At 70.0% G+C, this 14,580-nt stretch carries 12 protein-coding genes; 8 read left to right on the top strand and 4 right to left on the bottom strand.

The annotated features are described in order from the left end of the window. Positions 1-85: 85 nt before the first annotated feature. From coaE to AB0F10_RS13215, 4 genes are all read left to right on the top strand, one after another. Positions 86-1,285, top strand: a complete 1,200-nt coding sequence (coaE, locus tag AB0F10_RS13230) for a dephospho-CoA kinase (RefSeq protein ID WP_360623319.1) — start codon at positions 86-88, stop codon at positions 1,283-1,285. A 518-nt stretch (positions 1,286-1,803) separates the two neighbouring features. Then, on the top strand, positions 1,804-3,936 hold the full coding sequence (gene uvrB / locus AB0F10_RS13225) for an excinuclease ABC subunit UvrB (RefSeq protein WP_360623317.1): 2,133 nt from the start codon (positions 1,804-1,806) through the stop codon (positions 3,934-3,936). 515 nt (positions 3,937-4,451) lie between these two features. Beyond that, the gene (locus AB0F10_RS13220; RefSeq protein ID WP_360623315.1) at positions 4,452-5,384 is read left to right on the top strand and encodes an N-acetyltransferase; all 933 of its coding nucleotides are present in this window, start codon (positions 4,452-4,454) and stop codon (positions 5,382-5,384) included. Between the two features lie 1,010 nt (positions 5,385-6,394). Continuing rightward, the gene (locus tag AB0F10_RS13215; RefSeq protein ID WP_360623313.1) at positions 6,395-7,402 is read left to right on the top strand and encodes a TerC family protein; all 1,008 of its coding nucleotides are present in this window, start codon (positions 6,395-6,397) and stop codon (positions 7,400-7,402) included. 55 nt (positions 7,403-7,457) lie between these two features. Here the strand turns inward: AB0F10_RS13215 and typA are convergent, their stop codons facing one another. Continuing rightward, positions 7,458-9,320: a translational GTPase TypA gene (typA, locus tag AB0F10_RS13210; RefSeq protein WP_360623311.1), complete on the bottom strand. Its 1,863-nt coding sequence runs from the start codon at positions 9,318-9,320 to the stop codon at positions 7,458-7,460. 163 nt (positions 9,321-9,483) lie between these two features. On the opposite strand from typA, the gene AB0F10_RS13205 reads away from it, so the two are divergent. Beyond that, positions 9,484-10,278, top strand: a complete 795-nt coding sequence (locus tag AB0F10_RS13205) for a lytic transglycosylase domain-containing protein (RefSeq protein WP_360623309.1) — start codon at positions 9,484-9,486, stop codon at positions 10,276-10,278. A 185-nt stretch (positions 10,279-10,463) separates the two neighbouring features. Beyond that, a complete protein-coding gene (locus tag AB0F10_RS13200) occupies positions 10,464-10,889 on the top strand; it encodes a 50S ribosomal protein L11 (RefSeq protein WP_360623307.1) in 426 nt (141 codons plus the stop codon). A 55-nt stretch (positions 10,890-10,944) separates the two neighbouring features. Here the strand turns inward: AB0F10_RS13200 and AB0F10_RS13195 are convergent, their stop codons facing one another. Further along, positions 10,945-11,553, bottom strand: a complete 609-nt coding sequence (locus tag AB0F10_RS13195) for an ATP-dependent Clp protease proteolytic subunit (RefSeq protein ID WP_360623305.1) — start codon at positions 11,551-11,553, stop codon at positions 10,945-10,947. A 173-nt stretch (positions 11,554-11,726) separates the two neighbouring features. Between AB0F10_RS13195 and AB0F10_RS13190 the strand changes: the two genes are divergently transcribed. Both AB0F10_RS13190 and AB0F10_RS13185 read left to right on the top strand, forming a co-directional pair. After that, positions 11,727-12,341: a cysteine hydrolase gene (locus AB0F10_RS13190; protein ID WP_360623303.1), complete on the top strand. Its 615-nt coding sequence runs from the start codon at positions 11,727-11,729 to the stop codon at positions 12,339-12,341. Between the two features lie 260 nt (positions 12,342-12,601). Next, positions 12,602-13,090, top strand: coding sequence for a DUF1269 domain-containing protein (locus tag AB0F10_RS13185; RefSeq protein WP_360623301.1), 489 nt, complete (start codon positions 12,602-12,604; stop codon positions 13,088-13,090). Between the two features lie 53 nt (positions 13,091-13,143). On the opposite strand, the gene AB0F10_RS13180 is transcribed toward AB0F10_RS13185, so the two are convergent. Continuing rightward, a complete protein-coding gene (locus tag AB0F10_RS13180; RefSeq protein WP_360623299.1) occupies positions 13,144-13,794 on the bottom strand; it encodes an MBL fold metallo-hydrolase in 651 nt (216 codons plus the stop codon). Next, entirely contained in the window at positions 13,791-14,495 is a 705-nt protein-coding gene (locus tag AB0F10_RS13175; protein ID WP_360623297.1) for a maleylpyruvate isomerase family mycothiol-dependent enzyme, read from the bottom strand. Before AB0F10_RS13175 ends, AB0F10_RS13180 begins: the two co-directional genes overlap by 4 nt. Positions 14,496-14,580 lie beyond the last annotated feature (85 nt).

The raw sequence follows: 14,580 nt of genomic DNA, 5'->3' as shown, positions 1-14,580 counted from the left end.
TCGTAGTCGGCAGTCAGCTAGTCGGCAGTTAGCAAGGCCCTAGGGCCGTCCGCGATCGCGGGCGGCCCTTCGGCATACTTGCGGCGTGCTGAAAGTGGGTCTCACCGGAGGAATCGGCGCGGGCAAGAGCGCGGTCGCGCAGCGCCTCGTCCAGCGCGGCGCGCTCCTGATCGACGCCGACAAGCTGGCCCGCGAGGTCGTCGCCGCCGGCACGGACGGCCAGGCCGCGGTCGTCGAGGCGTTCGGCCCGGAGGTCCTCGGCCCGGACGGCGAGCTCGATCGGCCCGCGCTCGGCGCGCGGGTCTTCGGAGACGACGCGGCCCGGCGCCGGCTCGAGAGCATCATTCATCCCCGGGTACGCGCCCGTACGGCCGAACTGATGTCCTCGGCCGCGCCCGGCGCGATCGTGGTCAACGACGTGCCGCTGCTGGTCGAGACCGGGCTGGCGCCGTCGTACCACCTGGTCGTCGTGGTCGACGCCGACCCGGTCCTGCGGATCGAACGCCTCGTGTCGCTCCGCGGCATGACGCGGGAGCAGGCGGCCGCCCGGATCGCCGTCCAGGCCGACGAGGCCGTGCGGCGGGCCGCCGCGGACGCCCTGCTCGTCAACGATGCCGGCCTGGCGGAGCTCGACGCACAGGTGGAGCGGCTGTGGCGGGACCGGCTGCTGCCGTACGAGGAGAATCTCCGCCTCGGGCGATCTGCCCCGCGCGACGGCGCGCTGCACGTCGTACCGTCGGATCCGAGCTGGCCGGAGCAGGCAGGCCGGGTGATCGCCCGGATCCGGCAGCAGCTCGGCGGAGACGCCGAGGTCTCGCACATCGGGTCCACGGCCGTGCCCGGGCTGCCGGCCAAGGATCTCCTCGATCTGATGCTCGGCGTGCCGACGCTGGAGGAGGCCGACCGGCTCGCGGAGGCGCTCGGTCGCGCGGGCCTGCCGCGCCGGTCGGGGCCGTGGCACGACAACGCCCGCGGCCTGCCCGGAGAGACCTGGCCGAAGCGGCTGCACGGGAACGCGGATCCGGGCCGGCCGGTGAACCTGCACATCCGGGTGACCGGGTCGCCGGGCTGGCGCTTCGCGCTGCTCATGCGCGACCACCTGCGCGCGGTCCCGGCGGCGCGTGACGAATACGCCGCGGCGAAGCAGCGGTGGACGGCGCGGCACGCCGACACCGAGAGCTACGCGGAGGCGAAGGAGCCGTGGTTCGACTCCGAGGCGGCGGCCGCCGACGAGTGGGTCCGGGCGACCGGCTGGCAGCCGGCACCCGACCGGCTAAGACCGTAGTCGACCGCCCACTCGACACGGCGGGGCATGTCGGGCGGGTAACCGCCGCGGCTGAAGGCGCCAGGGCGGCCGGCCATGCTGGGAGGGCGCTTCGGCGGGAGGGCGCTTCGGCGGGAGGGCGCTTCGGCGGGAAGGCGCTTCGCGGTGGGAAGGCGCTCGTTGGGACGGCGCTCGGGCCGGAAGGCAGTGCCGAGCAGGCCGAGTCGCTGGGCCTGATCGACTAGGTCGGGCCCGCGGACAGGAAGGGGCGCCCGCGGCGGCCGGTCCGCGCAGAGCGGAACCATCATCAGGTGCGCGCGCCGAGCAGAGTCGGGGCAGCAACCTGCGTGCCAGCGCAGCCGCACCGTGTGGTGGTGTCGGACCGGGCCGGGCGGCCGCCGCGAGCGGCCTACCTGATCACGTTAACGCCGCGCCGAACGGTGGACAATGCCGTTTCCGGCGGCCGAATGTGCACCCTCTGAACCGGCCCTGGCGGCAGCCGCTGAAAGTTGTCACACCCCCGACGTACGGTGGTTCCCATGGCGCTCGACATCCCACGACTCGATGGCCGGTTCGAGGTCATCAGCGACTACAAACCGGCCGGTGACCAGCCCACGGCCATCGCCGAGCTGGAGCGCCGGGTGCGCCGCGGCGACCGCAACACGGTGCTGCTCGGCGCGACCGGCACCGGCAAGAGCGCCACCACCGCCTGGCTCATCGAGAAGCTGCAGCGGCCGGCGCTGGTGCTCGCGCCCAACAAGACCCTCTGCGCCCAGCTCGCCAAGGAGTTCCGCGAGCTGATGCCCAACAACGCGGTCGAATACTTCGTCAGCTACTACGACTATTACCAGCCCGAGGCCTACATCGCGCAGACCGACACCTACATCGAGAAGGACTCGTCGGTCAACGAGGAGGTCGAGCGGCTGCGCCACTCGGCGACGATGTCGCTGCTCACCCGCCGCGACGTGATCGTGGTCGCGACCGTGAGCGCGATCTACGGCCTGGGCACCCCGCAGGAATACCTGGACCGCGCGGTCCGGGCCAAGGTCGGCCAGGAGATCGACCGCGACAAGCTGCTGCGCCGTCTGGTCGACATCCAATATGCCCGCAACGACATGTCCTTCCAGCGGGGCACGTTCCGGGTCCGCGGCGACACCCTCGAGATCATCCCGGCCTACGAGGAGCTCGCGATCCGCATCGAGCTGTTCGGTGACGAGATCGAGAAGCTTTACTACCTGCACCCGCTGACCGGCGAGATCGTCCGCGAGGTGGACCAGCTCGTGATCTTCCCGGCGACGCACTACGCGGCCGGTCCGGAGCGGATGGAGCGGGCGATCCGCGACATCGAGACCGAGCTGGCCGAGCGGCTGGCCGAGCTCGAGCGCCAGGGCAAGCTGCTCGAGGCGCAGCGGCTGCGGATGCGCACGACCTACGACATCGAGATGATGCGCCAGGTCGGCTTCTGCAACGGCATCGAGAACTACTCGATGCACATGGACGGCCGCTCGCCCGGCGACCCCGCATACACGCTGCTCGACTACTTCCCGGACGACTTCCTCACCGTCGTCGACGAGTCGCACGTGACGATCCCGCAGATCGGCGGGATGTATGAGGGCGACGCCTCCCGCAAGCGCATCCTTATCGAGCACGGCTTCCGGCTGCCCAGCGCCGCCGACAACCGGCCGCTGCGCTTCGACGAGTTCCTGGAGCGGGTCGGGCAGCTCGTCTTCCTGTCCGCGACGCCCGGACCATGGGAGATGCAGGAGGCGCAGGGGGAGTTCGTCGAGCAGATCATCCGCCCGACCGGCCTGGTCGACCCGCAGGTCGTGGTGAAGCCCACCAAGGGCCAGATCGACGACCTGATGCACGAGATCAAGCTGCGCACGGAGAAGGACGAGCGGATCCTGGTCACGACGCTGACCAAGAAGATGGCCGAGGACCTCACCGACTACCTGCTGGAGAACGGCATCCGCGTGCGCTATCTGCACTCGGAGGTGGACACGCTGCGCCGCGTCGAGCTGCTCAAGGAGCTGCGCAAGGGCGACTACGACGTGCTGGTCGGCATCAACCTGCTGCGGGAGGGCCTCGACCTGCCCGAGGTGTCGCTGGTGGCGATCCTCGACGCGGACAAGGAGGGCTTCCTGCGCAGCGGGCGCTCGCTGATCCAGACGATCGGCCGCGCGGCCCGCAACGTCTCCGGCGAAGTCCATATGTATGCCGACAAGATGACCCCGTCGATGCGCAACGCGATCGAGGAGACCGACCGCCGCCGGGCGAAGCAGATCGCCCACAACGAGGCGAACGGCATCAGCCCCGAGCCGCTGCGCAAGAAGATCCACGACATCCTCGACGACATCTACCGCGAGGCCGAGGACACGGACACGGCGATCGGCGGGCACGGCCCCGGCGGTCACGTGGTGGGCGGCGGCGGCCGGCAGATGTCCCGCGGCAAGGGCCCGGTCCCGGAGACCCGCTCGAAGTCCCGCGGATCGGCGGTGCCGGCCCGCGAGGGCATGGCCCGCGCCGAGCTGGCCCAGCTGATCCAGGATCTGAGCGATCAGATGCTGGCGGCGGCCCGCGAGCTGCAGTTCGAGCTGGCGGCCCGCATCCGCGACGAGGTGAAGGACCTGAAGAAGGAACTCCGCGGCATGGACGTGGCCGGCGTTCGCTGACGAGATCCGCGGACGGTGACGGTGTCGCGGTAACCGCGCGCGGCGTCGGAGTCCGCGGCGATGCCAGGCGGTGACGGAGCCGCGACAACCGCCCGCAGCAGCGCGTTTGTGGCGACTGCGAGCGGTAGCCAGGGGCTGCGGTGACACCGGGAGCGCGGCCGCGGTTGCCATGCGCGTGCGATGGGCTGCTGCGATGGTGACGGCAACGCGGGCCTGGCGCCATGCGCGGGCGCGATGGTGACGGGGGCTGTGCGCGGCTCTCGCCGACGTGATGGCGAGGGAAGCTGTCGGCTGCTGTGGCCGTGACGGCAACGCGGGCCTGGCGCCATGCGCGGGCGATGGGCTGCTGCGATGGTGACGGCAACGCGGGCCTGCCGTGGGCGGGCGTGACGGCGACGGGAGCCGGGCGCGGCTGTCGGCTGGCGTGACGGCCGGCGTTTGGCACGGGTTTGCGGCGACGGCGGGCGGAGGTGACGTCGCGGGGATGGCTGGTGACTGGCCATTAGGCTGGCCGGGTGTCTGTTCCCGATGGCGTGACCTGGGTGCCGCCGGCGTTCGAGAACGGGCGCGAACGGCGGCCGGGCGGCGCGCGGGACGACGCCGACCTGATCACGCTGGCCCGGCGGTGTCTTGAGCTCGACGGCGGGCTGCCGCTGGCGGCCGACCCCGGTTTCCTGCGCCGCCGCTGGGCGGCCCCGGGCATCGTGACCGTGCAGGCGCGTGACCAGGAGGGCATGCTCGTCGCCGCGGGCGCGGTGCGGCCCGGCGGTGCCGGTGACGGCGCGACGTTCACCGGGATGGTCGATCCGGCCGCGCGGGAGCGTGGGCTCGGCGCCCACCTGCTCGGCTGGGGTCTGGCGGAGGCCGGCCGTCACGTGGGGCCGGTCACCGTCGAGACCGAATCGCTCACCGATGGGGCCGAGGCGTTGTTCGCGGCGCGGGGACTGCGGCAGGTCTTCGCCGAAGACGTCATGCGAGTCGACCTGACCGCCGCCGCGCCGGATCCAGTCTGGCCGGCGGGCACGATCCTGACCGGCTGGGCGGAGGCGACCACGGGCCGCTTTCATGCGGTCTACGACGCCGCGTTCCGTGAGCGGCCCGGATTTCCGGGGTCGACCGCCGAGGAGTGGATCGCCGACGTGACCGAGGACGACGAGTTCCGGCCGGCCTGGTCCGTGCTGGCGACCGCGCCCGGCCTCGGCGACGCCGGTTTCGTGACGGCGGCGGTCGACTGGATCGTGCAGGTCGGCGTGGTGCCCGCGGCCCGTGGTCGCGGTATCGGTGGAGCGCTCGTCGCCGAGGCGCTGCGGCGGATGCGCGCCGACGGCGGCACCTACGCCTGGCTCGACGTCAACGTCGACAACTCGGCCGTCCGCCTCTACCGGAAGCTGGGTTTCGAGCACCGGGGCCGCCGGGCTCGCTACCGCTTCCCGTCGACCACCACCTGACTGTCCGGCCGGAACCAAACTCCGCCCAGGCGATCACGGCGACCTCGGCCGTCATGGCGGCCGGGAGTATCGCGGTGACCCGGACCGTCATGGCGGCCTGGGCTATCGCGGTGACTTCGGCCGTCACGCGGCCTGGACGTTCGTGGCGACTTGGACCCTGGTGACTTGGACCGTTTGCACTGGCCGCTGCCCCGCTCGCCGTCGTCCCGGCCGTCACAGCGACCTGGACTGTCACGATGGTCTCGGCGGTCCCACGACCTCGACTATCGCGGTGGCTTTCGCTGCCACGGCGGGCCTGGACCTATCGCAGCGGCCTCGACCGTCACGGTGGCGGGTGTCTCCCGGCCGTGGTTGTCCCCGGCCGTCACCTGGCCTGGGCTATCGCGGTGGCGGGTGTCTCCCGGCCGTGGTTGTCCCCGGCCGTCACCCGGCCTGGGCTGTCGCAGTGGGCGCGGCCGTCACCTGGCCAGGATTTCCCGTGGCCTCGGCCGTTACGGCGGCCTGGGATTATCCCGGTCGATTTGGACCCATCAATGGCCGGAAACGACCCGCCACGCCGCCGATTCGAAAGAGCTAGCCTCCTAGGATGCTCACCCGTGGTGTGCAATGGCACCCGTGTGCCCAGGTCCGAGGCCGGCACCGCCCCGGAAGGCGGTGCGCAGCCACTCTCAGAGTGGTGCACATCACGGCATCCGAGAAGTGTGTGCCACGACACCTGAAGGAGATAACCCGCTCGCTGTCCGGTTCTGTGGCATGAAAACGCGAGAGGCGCAACACGATTGACCGGGTGATGTGGGGATCCGGTCGTGGATGCGACACAATAGCCCCGTAGGAGGGGAGTATTCCTCTGCGCCGGTCTCGTCAGCACGGTCTTCACCCTCGCGGTGAGCCCGGGGCCGGTGGTCGCCGCCCGCCGGGCGGTGGCGGAAGAGACCTCCGACAGTCGCACGTCGCTGTGACCCTCGAAAAGAGCGGGCGCAGCGATGGACCGTGTCTGCCGGAGGTTCTCGTTGAACGTTTCCGCCTGGGTTTGGATCGCCACCCTGATCGCCCTGGTCGTTGTCCTAGCCGTCGATCTGCTGATTGTCGGCCGCCGACCGCACGAGCCGAGCATGCGCGAGGCCGGGGCGTGGGTTGCTTTCTACGTCGGCCTGGCGCTGCTGTTCGGTGCGGGAGTGTGGCTCGTCTCCGGGGGCCAGTCCGCGGGCGAGTTCTACACGGGCTGGCTGACCGAGTACAGCCTCTCGGTCGACAACCTCTTCGTATTTGTGATCATCATGGCCCGCTTCGCCGTGCCCCGGCAGTTCCAGCAGAAGGTGCTGCTCATCGGCATCGTGCTGGCGCTGATCATGCGGGGCGCGTTCATCGCCGCGGGCGCCGCGCTGATCACGCAGTTCTCCTGGGTTTTCTACATCTTCGGCGCGTTCCTGGTCTACACCGCCATCTCGCTGTTCAGGCAGGGTGAGAACGACGAGGACGACTTCAAGGAGAACGTTCTCATCCGCTGGTCGAAGCGGGCGCTGCCGATCTCGTCGTCGTTCGACAGCGGCAGGATGACCCTGATCACCGAGACCGGCAAGCGGCTGTTCACGCCGATGCTGATCGTCATGATCGCGATCGGCACCACCGACCTGATCTTCGCGCTCGACTCGATTCCGGCGATCTTCGGCATCACGAAGGAGCCGTACCTGGTCTTCACCGCGAACGTCTTCGCCCTGATGGGCCTGCGCCAGTTGTACTTCCTGCTTGGCGGGCTGCTGGAGCGGCTGGTCTACCTCAATATCGGGCTGGCGTTCGTGCTCGCGTTCATCGGCGTGAAGCTCTTCCTCGAGGCGCTGCACACCAACACGCTGGGGTTCATCAACGACGGGCACGGCGTTCACTGGGCGCCGGAGATCCCGATCTGGCTGTCGCTGCTGGTCATCATCGGCACGCTGGGCATCGCCACGTTCGCGAGCCTCTACAAATCCTCCCGGGACCGGAAAAGGGAACTGATCGAGGCCCGGGTCCGAGCATAGGTACAGAAAAGGGGGGTACGGAGCGCAGCGCCCCGTACCCCCCTTTTTCTCGTTGCTACTGGTGCTTGCGTCGCGCGGCGGCGCGGCCGCGGATCTGCTGGTCGAGTTCGACCTTGCGGATGCGTACGGCGGACGGGGTGACCTCGACGCACTCGTCCTCGCGGCAGAACTCGAGAGCCTGCTCCAGCGACAGCCTGCGCGGCGGGATCAGGCGCTCGGTGTTGTCGGCGCTCGCGGCCCGCATGTTGGTGAGCTTCTTCTCCTTGGTGATGTTGACGTCCATGTCGTCCTCGCGGGAGTTCTCGCCGACGATCATGCCCTCGTACACCTCGGTGGTCGGCTCCACGAACAGCTGACCGCGCTCCTGCAGGTTGATCATCGCGAACCCGGTGACCACGCCGGCCCGGTCCGCGACGAGCGAGCCGTTGTTGCGGGTGCGCAGCTCGCCGAACCACGGCTCGTAGCGCTCGAACAGGTGGTGCATGATGCCGGTTCCGCGGGTCTCGGTGAGGAACTCGGTTCGGAAGCCGATCAGGCCGCGCGCCGGAACCAGCCACTCCATCCGGAGCCAGCCGGTGCCGTGGTTGATCAGCTCCTCCATCCGGCCCTTGCGGGTGGAGAGCAACTGGGTGATGGCGCCCATGAACTCGTCGGGGGCGTCGATGGTCAGGCGCTCGACCGGCTCGTGCACCTTGCCGTCGATCGTCCTGGTGACCACCTGCGGCTTGCCGACGGTCAGCTCGTAGGACTCGCGGCGCATCTGCTCGACCAGGATGGCCAGGGCGAGCTCGCCGCGGCCCTGCACCTCCCAGGCGTCCGGGCGCTCGGTCGGCAGGATGCGCAGGGAGACGTTGCCGACCAGTTCCTTGTCGAGGCGGTCCTTGACCATGCGGGCCGTGACCTTGGCGCCCTTGACCCTGCCCACCAGCGGCGAGGTGTTGGTGCCCAGCACCATGGAGATGGCCGGCTCGTCGACGCTGATCAGCGGCAGCGGGATCGGGTTCTCCGCGTCGGCGAGGGTCTCGCCGATCATGATGTCGGCGATGCCGGCGACGGCCATGATGTCGCCGGGGCCCGCGCTCTCGGCGGGCTTGCGCTCGAGGCCCTCGGTGATCAGCAGCTCGGAGATGCGGACGCTGGCGATCGTCCCGTCGGTCTTGCACCAGGCGACGGTCTGGCCCTTGCGGATCGTGCCCTCGTGCACGCGGCAGAGCGCGAGGCGGCCGAGGAACGGCGAGGCGTCCAGGTTGACGACGTGCGCCTGCAGCGGCGCGCCCTCGGTGTAGGTCGGCGCCGGAATGGTCTCCAGGATCGTGCTGAACAGCACCTCGAGGTCGGTGCTGTCCTCCGGGACGGTGCCGTCCTTCGGCTGGGTCAGGGAGGCGATGCCGTCGCGCGCGCACGCGTAGACGATGGGGAACTCGATCTGGTGCTCGTCGGCGTCGAGGTCGAGGAAGAGCTCGTAGGTCTCGTCCACGACCTCCTTGATGCGGGCGTCGGGGCGGTCGACCTTGTTGATGATCAGGATGATCGGCAGCTTGGCCTGCAGCGCCTTGCGCAGCACGAAGCGGGTCTGCGGCAGCGGGCCCTCGCTGGCGTCGACCAGCAGGGCGACGCCGTCGACCATGGTGAGGCCGCGCTCGACCTCACCGCCGAAGTCGGCGTGGCCGGGGGTGTCGATGATGTTGATGGTGACGGGTCCACCGTCGGCGGGCTGGTAGCTGATCGCCGTGTTCTTGGCGAGAATGGTGATGCCCTTTTCCCGCTCCAGGTCCATGGAGTCCATGGCGCGGTCGGCCATCTCGCCACGCGCGTGGGACTGGCTCCCCTGGCGCAGCATGGCGTCGACCAGGGTGGTTTTGCCATGGTCGACGTGGGCGATGATGGCGACGTTGCGTAGGTCGGTGCGGGTCTGCATGACCACCATTGTCCCCGGCGTTTATAACGGGCGGCGTCCCGGGGTCAATACCCGGAACCGGTTGCGGACCTCGTCCCTAACGTCCGTTTTTCCGGGCCACGCCGTGATCGTCCCGCTGCTAGCGTTCCATCGTTGGTGGCGGGCGTGGGGAGGGACTTCGTCGATGAATCGCAGGATGTTGTTGCATGTCACGGCGCTGACCGCGCTGATCGTGGTCGCCGGCTGCGGTTTCGTGCGCGGAAACGACGACGATCCGGTGCCCGCGGCGGCGGCGCCGTCGGCGTCCGTGACGGAGGACGTCTTCGACCCGGTGATCGAGTCCGATGAGCCGGATCCGGTGCCCACGACGGCGTCTCCCCCGCCGTCGAGGAGCCGCGCGAAGCCGAAGGCGACGCCGACCGAGGACCCCAACAACTTCCAGCTTCCCCCGTGTGCGCACCGCGAGGGCAAGGAGGTGTCGAAGGCGAAGGCGAAGTCGGCGCTGACCGCCGCCGCGGCGAAGAAATACTGGCCGACCTCGGCGCCGGGGCTCAAGGTGCCGTCCCGGCTGGTGCTGACCACGTCGTGGCACGAGAGCGGCTGGACGTCGAACATCGTCAACTGTGACGGCGGTCGCGGGCTGATGCAGGTGATGCCCGACACCGAGGCGTTCATCAACCAGCGCTTCGGGGAGTCCCTCGAGAGCACCGACTACCGGCAGAACGCGGTGCTCGGCGCGAACTACCTGGCGTGGCTCACGAAGGCCTTCGGCGACCAGTACTTCAAGAAGAGCTACAACCTGAGCGCCAAGAAGTGCAAGACCCACGAGAGCATGTGCCTGCTGAACATGGTGATCGCCGGCTACAACGCGGGCCGGGCGGCCGTCGACGAGACCTACGCGTCCGGGCGGCTGCCGAACCCGGAGTACGTGGACGTGGTCCGTTCGCTGATGAAGTCCTGCTACTGCGACCGCTACTAGTCCACCCACCGGGTAATCGGCCCCCGACCGGCCCGGTTACACTTGTCGGCGGAACCCGGGACTGTGCCCGCCGCTTTGACCCACCAACGAGCGCGGTAGTAAAGTCTCGGGGTTGTCGTGCGTTGATGATGCTGGCGAGCTCCTGACTTAGGCCCGTGCAGCACACACTAAGGAGCCGTTGCGTAATGCCGCCCAAGAAGAAGACCCATGAGGTAACCCTCGCGCTTGAGGCGGGTAACGCCGCGATGGTCGACCTCGGCAAGATGCTCGGCCCGACCGGTGCCAACATGCGCGCGGTCAAGGTCGAGTATGACGAGGCGACCTCGAAGCAGCGTGGCGAGATCATCCCGGTCGTCGTCACGGTCTTCGAGGACCGTAGCCACCAGCTCGTCTACAAGACGCCTCCGACGAGCTTCCTGATCCGCAAGGCTCTGGGCATCCAGTCGGGCGCTTCCAACCCGCTGACCCAGACCGTCGGCACGCTCAGCGCCGACCAGATCAAGCAGATCGCCGAGCGCAAGCTCCCCGACCTGAACGCCAACGACGTCGACGCCGCAGTCAAGGTCGTCGCCGGCACCGCCCGCTCGATGGGCGTCAAGGTCGCAGAGTAGGCAGCTCGATAGAGCGTTGAACGGCGCGGGCCCCGAGTGGGGTCCGCGCCGTTCGTCATTCGCCCTTGTCGCCGACGATGTCGTCGATGAGGCCGTAGTCGCGGGCCTCGATCGAGGTGAGCGTCCGCCCGGCGGACAGGTCGTCCTCGATCCGGCTGCGCGACTGCCCGGTGACCTCGACCAGGCGCAGCACGACCTCCTCGAGTTCGCGCAGGTGCTGCCCGGCGGCGGCGGCCACCTCGTCGGCGGTGCCGGTGACGGCGGCCGACCGCGGCTCGGCCAGCTTGAACCGGGCATGCCGGTACGCGGAGCGCCGCTCGGACGCGACCAGCACCGCGAGCACGGCGTCGCCGGCCTCCGAGGTGACGACGGCGTGCACCGGGGCGGTCATCGCGTCGATGACGTCGATGACGGCGTGTGCGGCGTTCAGGTCCCCGCCGGAGCCGGCCATGTGCAGCTGGATCGGGGCGGGCCCGGCGGCGTCGAGGGTGAGCAGCGCCGCGGCGATGCCGGAGGCCGCCTGCGCGGTGAGCGGCCCGCGGATCATGACGATGCGCTGGTCGAAGAGCCGCTCCTCGAGCCAGCCCGGCACGGCCGGCCCGCCCTGCCAGGGTTCGGGCTGCTGGGGGACGGGGGAGGGCTGCCATCGCAGGTGGGGTGTCACCGGGCCTCCGCGGGTCGAGGGGTTCCCCGAGTCTAGGTAGCCGCCGGCCCGATCGCCGCGCAGTTCTGCCGTGGGCGGACTGGTACCTCTTTCGAAATGGGGGCCTCGAGCCTCTTTTCGAAGCAGGCGCTAGGACTAGAGTCGGTGTGAGCCAACGCACACCGGGAGACGCGATGTCCGAGACGCTGCAGCTTGATCCCGCCAGAACCGCGCTCGTGCTGATCGAGTATCAGAACGAGTTCACCTCGGACGGTGGTGTGCTGCACAGCGCCGTCGCGCCGGTGATGCAGAAGACCGGCATGCTGGCCAACACGGTCGCCCTGGTCGACGCCGCCCGCGCCGCGGGCGTAACGATCATGCACGCGCCGATCACGTTCGCGCCGGGCTACGGCGAGCTGTCGCGGCATCCGTACGGGATCCTCAAGGGAGTCGTCGACGGCAACGCGTTCGTGAAGGGCACCTGGGGTGCGGCGATCGTCGACGACCTGACGCCGGCCGAGGACGACATCCTCATCGAGGGCAAGCGCGGCCTGGACACCTTCGCCAGCACGAACCTCGACTTCATCCTGCGCGGCCGCGGCATCGACACGGTGATCCTCGCCGGCTTCCTGACGAACTGCTGCGTCGAGTCGACGATGCGCAGCGCGTACGAGAACGGCTACCGGGTCATCACTCTGACCGACTGCACGGCGGCGACCTCGAACGAGGAGCACGACAACGCCATCGCGTACGACTACCCGATGTTCTCGCTGCCGATGGATTCGGGCCGGGTCACCGCCGCTCTCTAAGCCGCGGCGCGCTCGGCCGCGTCATCCAGCAGGGATGAATTCCGGGCGCCGGGGTGTGCTCCGGTACGCCGCCACCGGGGGCTGTTGCCCGTGCCGATCGTGGCCGTTGCCGTGGCCGTACCGGGGCGGGCCGGCATCGATGGATATCCTTCCGCCGGGATGAGGTCGGGTGCCCCGCCGGGCCGCCAGGATGGCAGGCGAACGGCCGGGGGCGTGCGTTGCTACCTACGGATGCCTCCCACTCTCGAAAGGGTAGGACTATGACCACTTTCACGGTGTGGAAGTTCGACGGTCCGGAACGCGCCGACCGGGCCGCTCTGGTCCTGCGGGACGCGGCGCGGGACGGGCTGGTCCGGATTCTCGATCACGCGGTCGTCAGCTGGCCCGTCGGCGCCGAGCACCCGACCACGACCCACTCGCACGAGGAGAACAAGCGCGGCGCCGGATGGGGCGCGTTCTGGGGCGTCCTGGTCGGGGCGCTGTTCTTCGTCCCGGTGGCCGGCGGGGTCGCCGGCGCCGCCATCGGCGCCCTCGCCAAGTCGACCGAGGACGTCGGGATCACCAAGCAGCAGCTGGAGACGATCCGCACCGAGGTCACCGAGGGAAGCTCGGCGCTGTTCATCGTGACCGAGGAGGGCGACCTCGACCGGCTGGGCGAGCGCTTCCACGGCATGGAGAAGAAGCTGCTGGCGACCAACCTCACGGAGGGCGAGCGCGAGATCCTGATCGAGACCTTCGGCGGCGCCTGATCGTGTCCGGCGGTGCCGGGTGCCGAACCCGGCACGCCGGTCCCGCCGTCCGGTCACCAGCCGCGTGCGCGCCATTCGGGGATGGACGCGCGTTCGGCGCCGAGCGTGCTGTCCTTGCCGTGGCCCGGGTAGAACCAGGTGTCGTCGGGCAGCCGGCCGAACACCTTGGTCTCCAGGTCTCCCATCAGGCTCGCGAAGTCCTGCGGGTTGCGCGTCCCGCCGGGGCCGCCGGGGAACAGGCTGTCCCCGGTCCACAGGTGTGCGATGCCGTCCGGCTCGCGGTAGAGCAGCACGATCGAGCCCGGCGTGTGGCCGACCAGGTGAATCACCTCGAGGGTGCAGTCACCGACCGCGATGGTGTCGCCGTCGCTCACCGTGTCGGTGACGACGGGGATTTCCGCAGCGTCGTCGGCGCCCGCCACCGAGCGTGCGCCGGTGGCCTGCACCACCTGCTTCAGCGCGCCGGTGTGGTCGTAGTGGCGATGTGTCGTCACGACCGTCGTCAGCCCGGCCGGGCCGATCAGGTCCAGCAGCGTGTCCGCGTCGTTCGCGGCGTCGATCAGCAGCTGCGAACCGTCCGAGCGGCAGGTCAACAGATAGGCGTTGTTGTCCATCGGGCCGACCGACACCTTTTTCATGGTGAGGCCGGTGAGCTCGCGGACCGCGGGTCCGCCGCCGTGTGTCACGTCTCCGGTGTAGGTCATTTCCACCTCGGTGGCTGGGGAAGCTGGCCGTCGGGCGAGACGGTCAGGTCGGCGCCGTCGCCGCGGCCGGCGAGCCAGGCGGCGATCGAGCGGGTCGGGCCGCCGACGGTGGGCGCGCCGTCGCCGGCGCCGATGCTCAGCGGGTGGTCGACGCCGTGCGGGCGCAGCACCACGGCGAAGTCGTCGCCCTTGGCCCCGCTGACGATCTCGCGCAGCAGCCGCAGCGCGAACGCGTCGGTCCAGTCCTCCGGGGTGTAGCCGGCGCCGAGGTCGACGTGGTGCACCTCGACCTCGCGCAGCCGCGCCCACGGCACCGCCGCCGCGGAGGCGCCGGTCGACGGCAGGAAATAGGTCCACGCCTCCGCGGGCATCGCCGCGCCCGCGTCCGCGAAGCGTTCGTGCGCCGCGCGGAGGTCGGCGATCTGCTCGGCGAGCGGCCGCCCCGCCCCGGCGTCGATGCCCTCCACCCGGGCGGCCGGCGACGCGTACGCCGGGGTCTCGACGCCGGTGCGGGCCCAGGTCAGCAGGTTGGTGTAGGCGTCGGCGTTGCGGGCCACATGGGTCAGCACGTGGCCGGTCGTCCAGCCGGGCAGGGCGGACGGCGCGGTCACCGCGGCGTCGTCCAGCCGCTCGGCGGTGCGGATCAGGCGCTCGGTCGCCTGATCGACGTCGGTCATCAGGGCCAGCGGGTCTGTCGTCATGACCGGCCGCATCGGACTGGGGAGGGTTTTTGACTCACGGCTCGACCCTAGTGGCCGCCTACGACGCCGGGGCACCGGAATTCGC

It is taken from the genome of Actinoplanes sp. NPDC026623, assembly GCF_040638275.1.
Lineage (GTDB): Bacteria > Actinomycetota > Actinomycetes > Mycobacteriales > Micromonosporaceae > Actinoplanes.
Note: the sequence above shows the minus strand (reverse complement) of the source record. Positions and strands in the feature narration are given on the sequence as shown.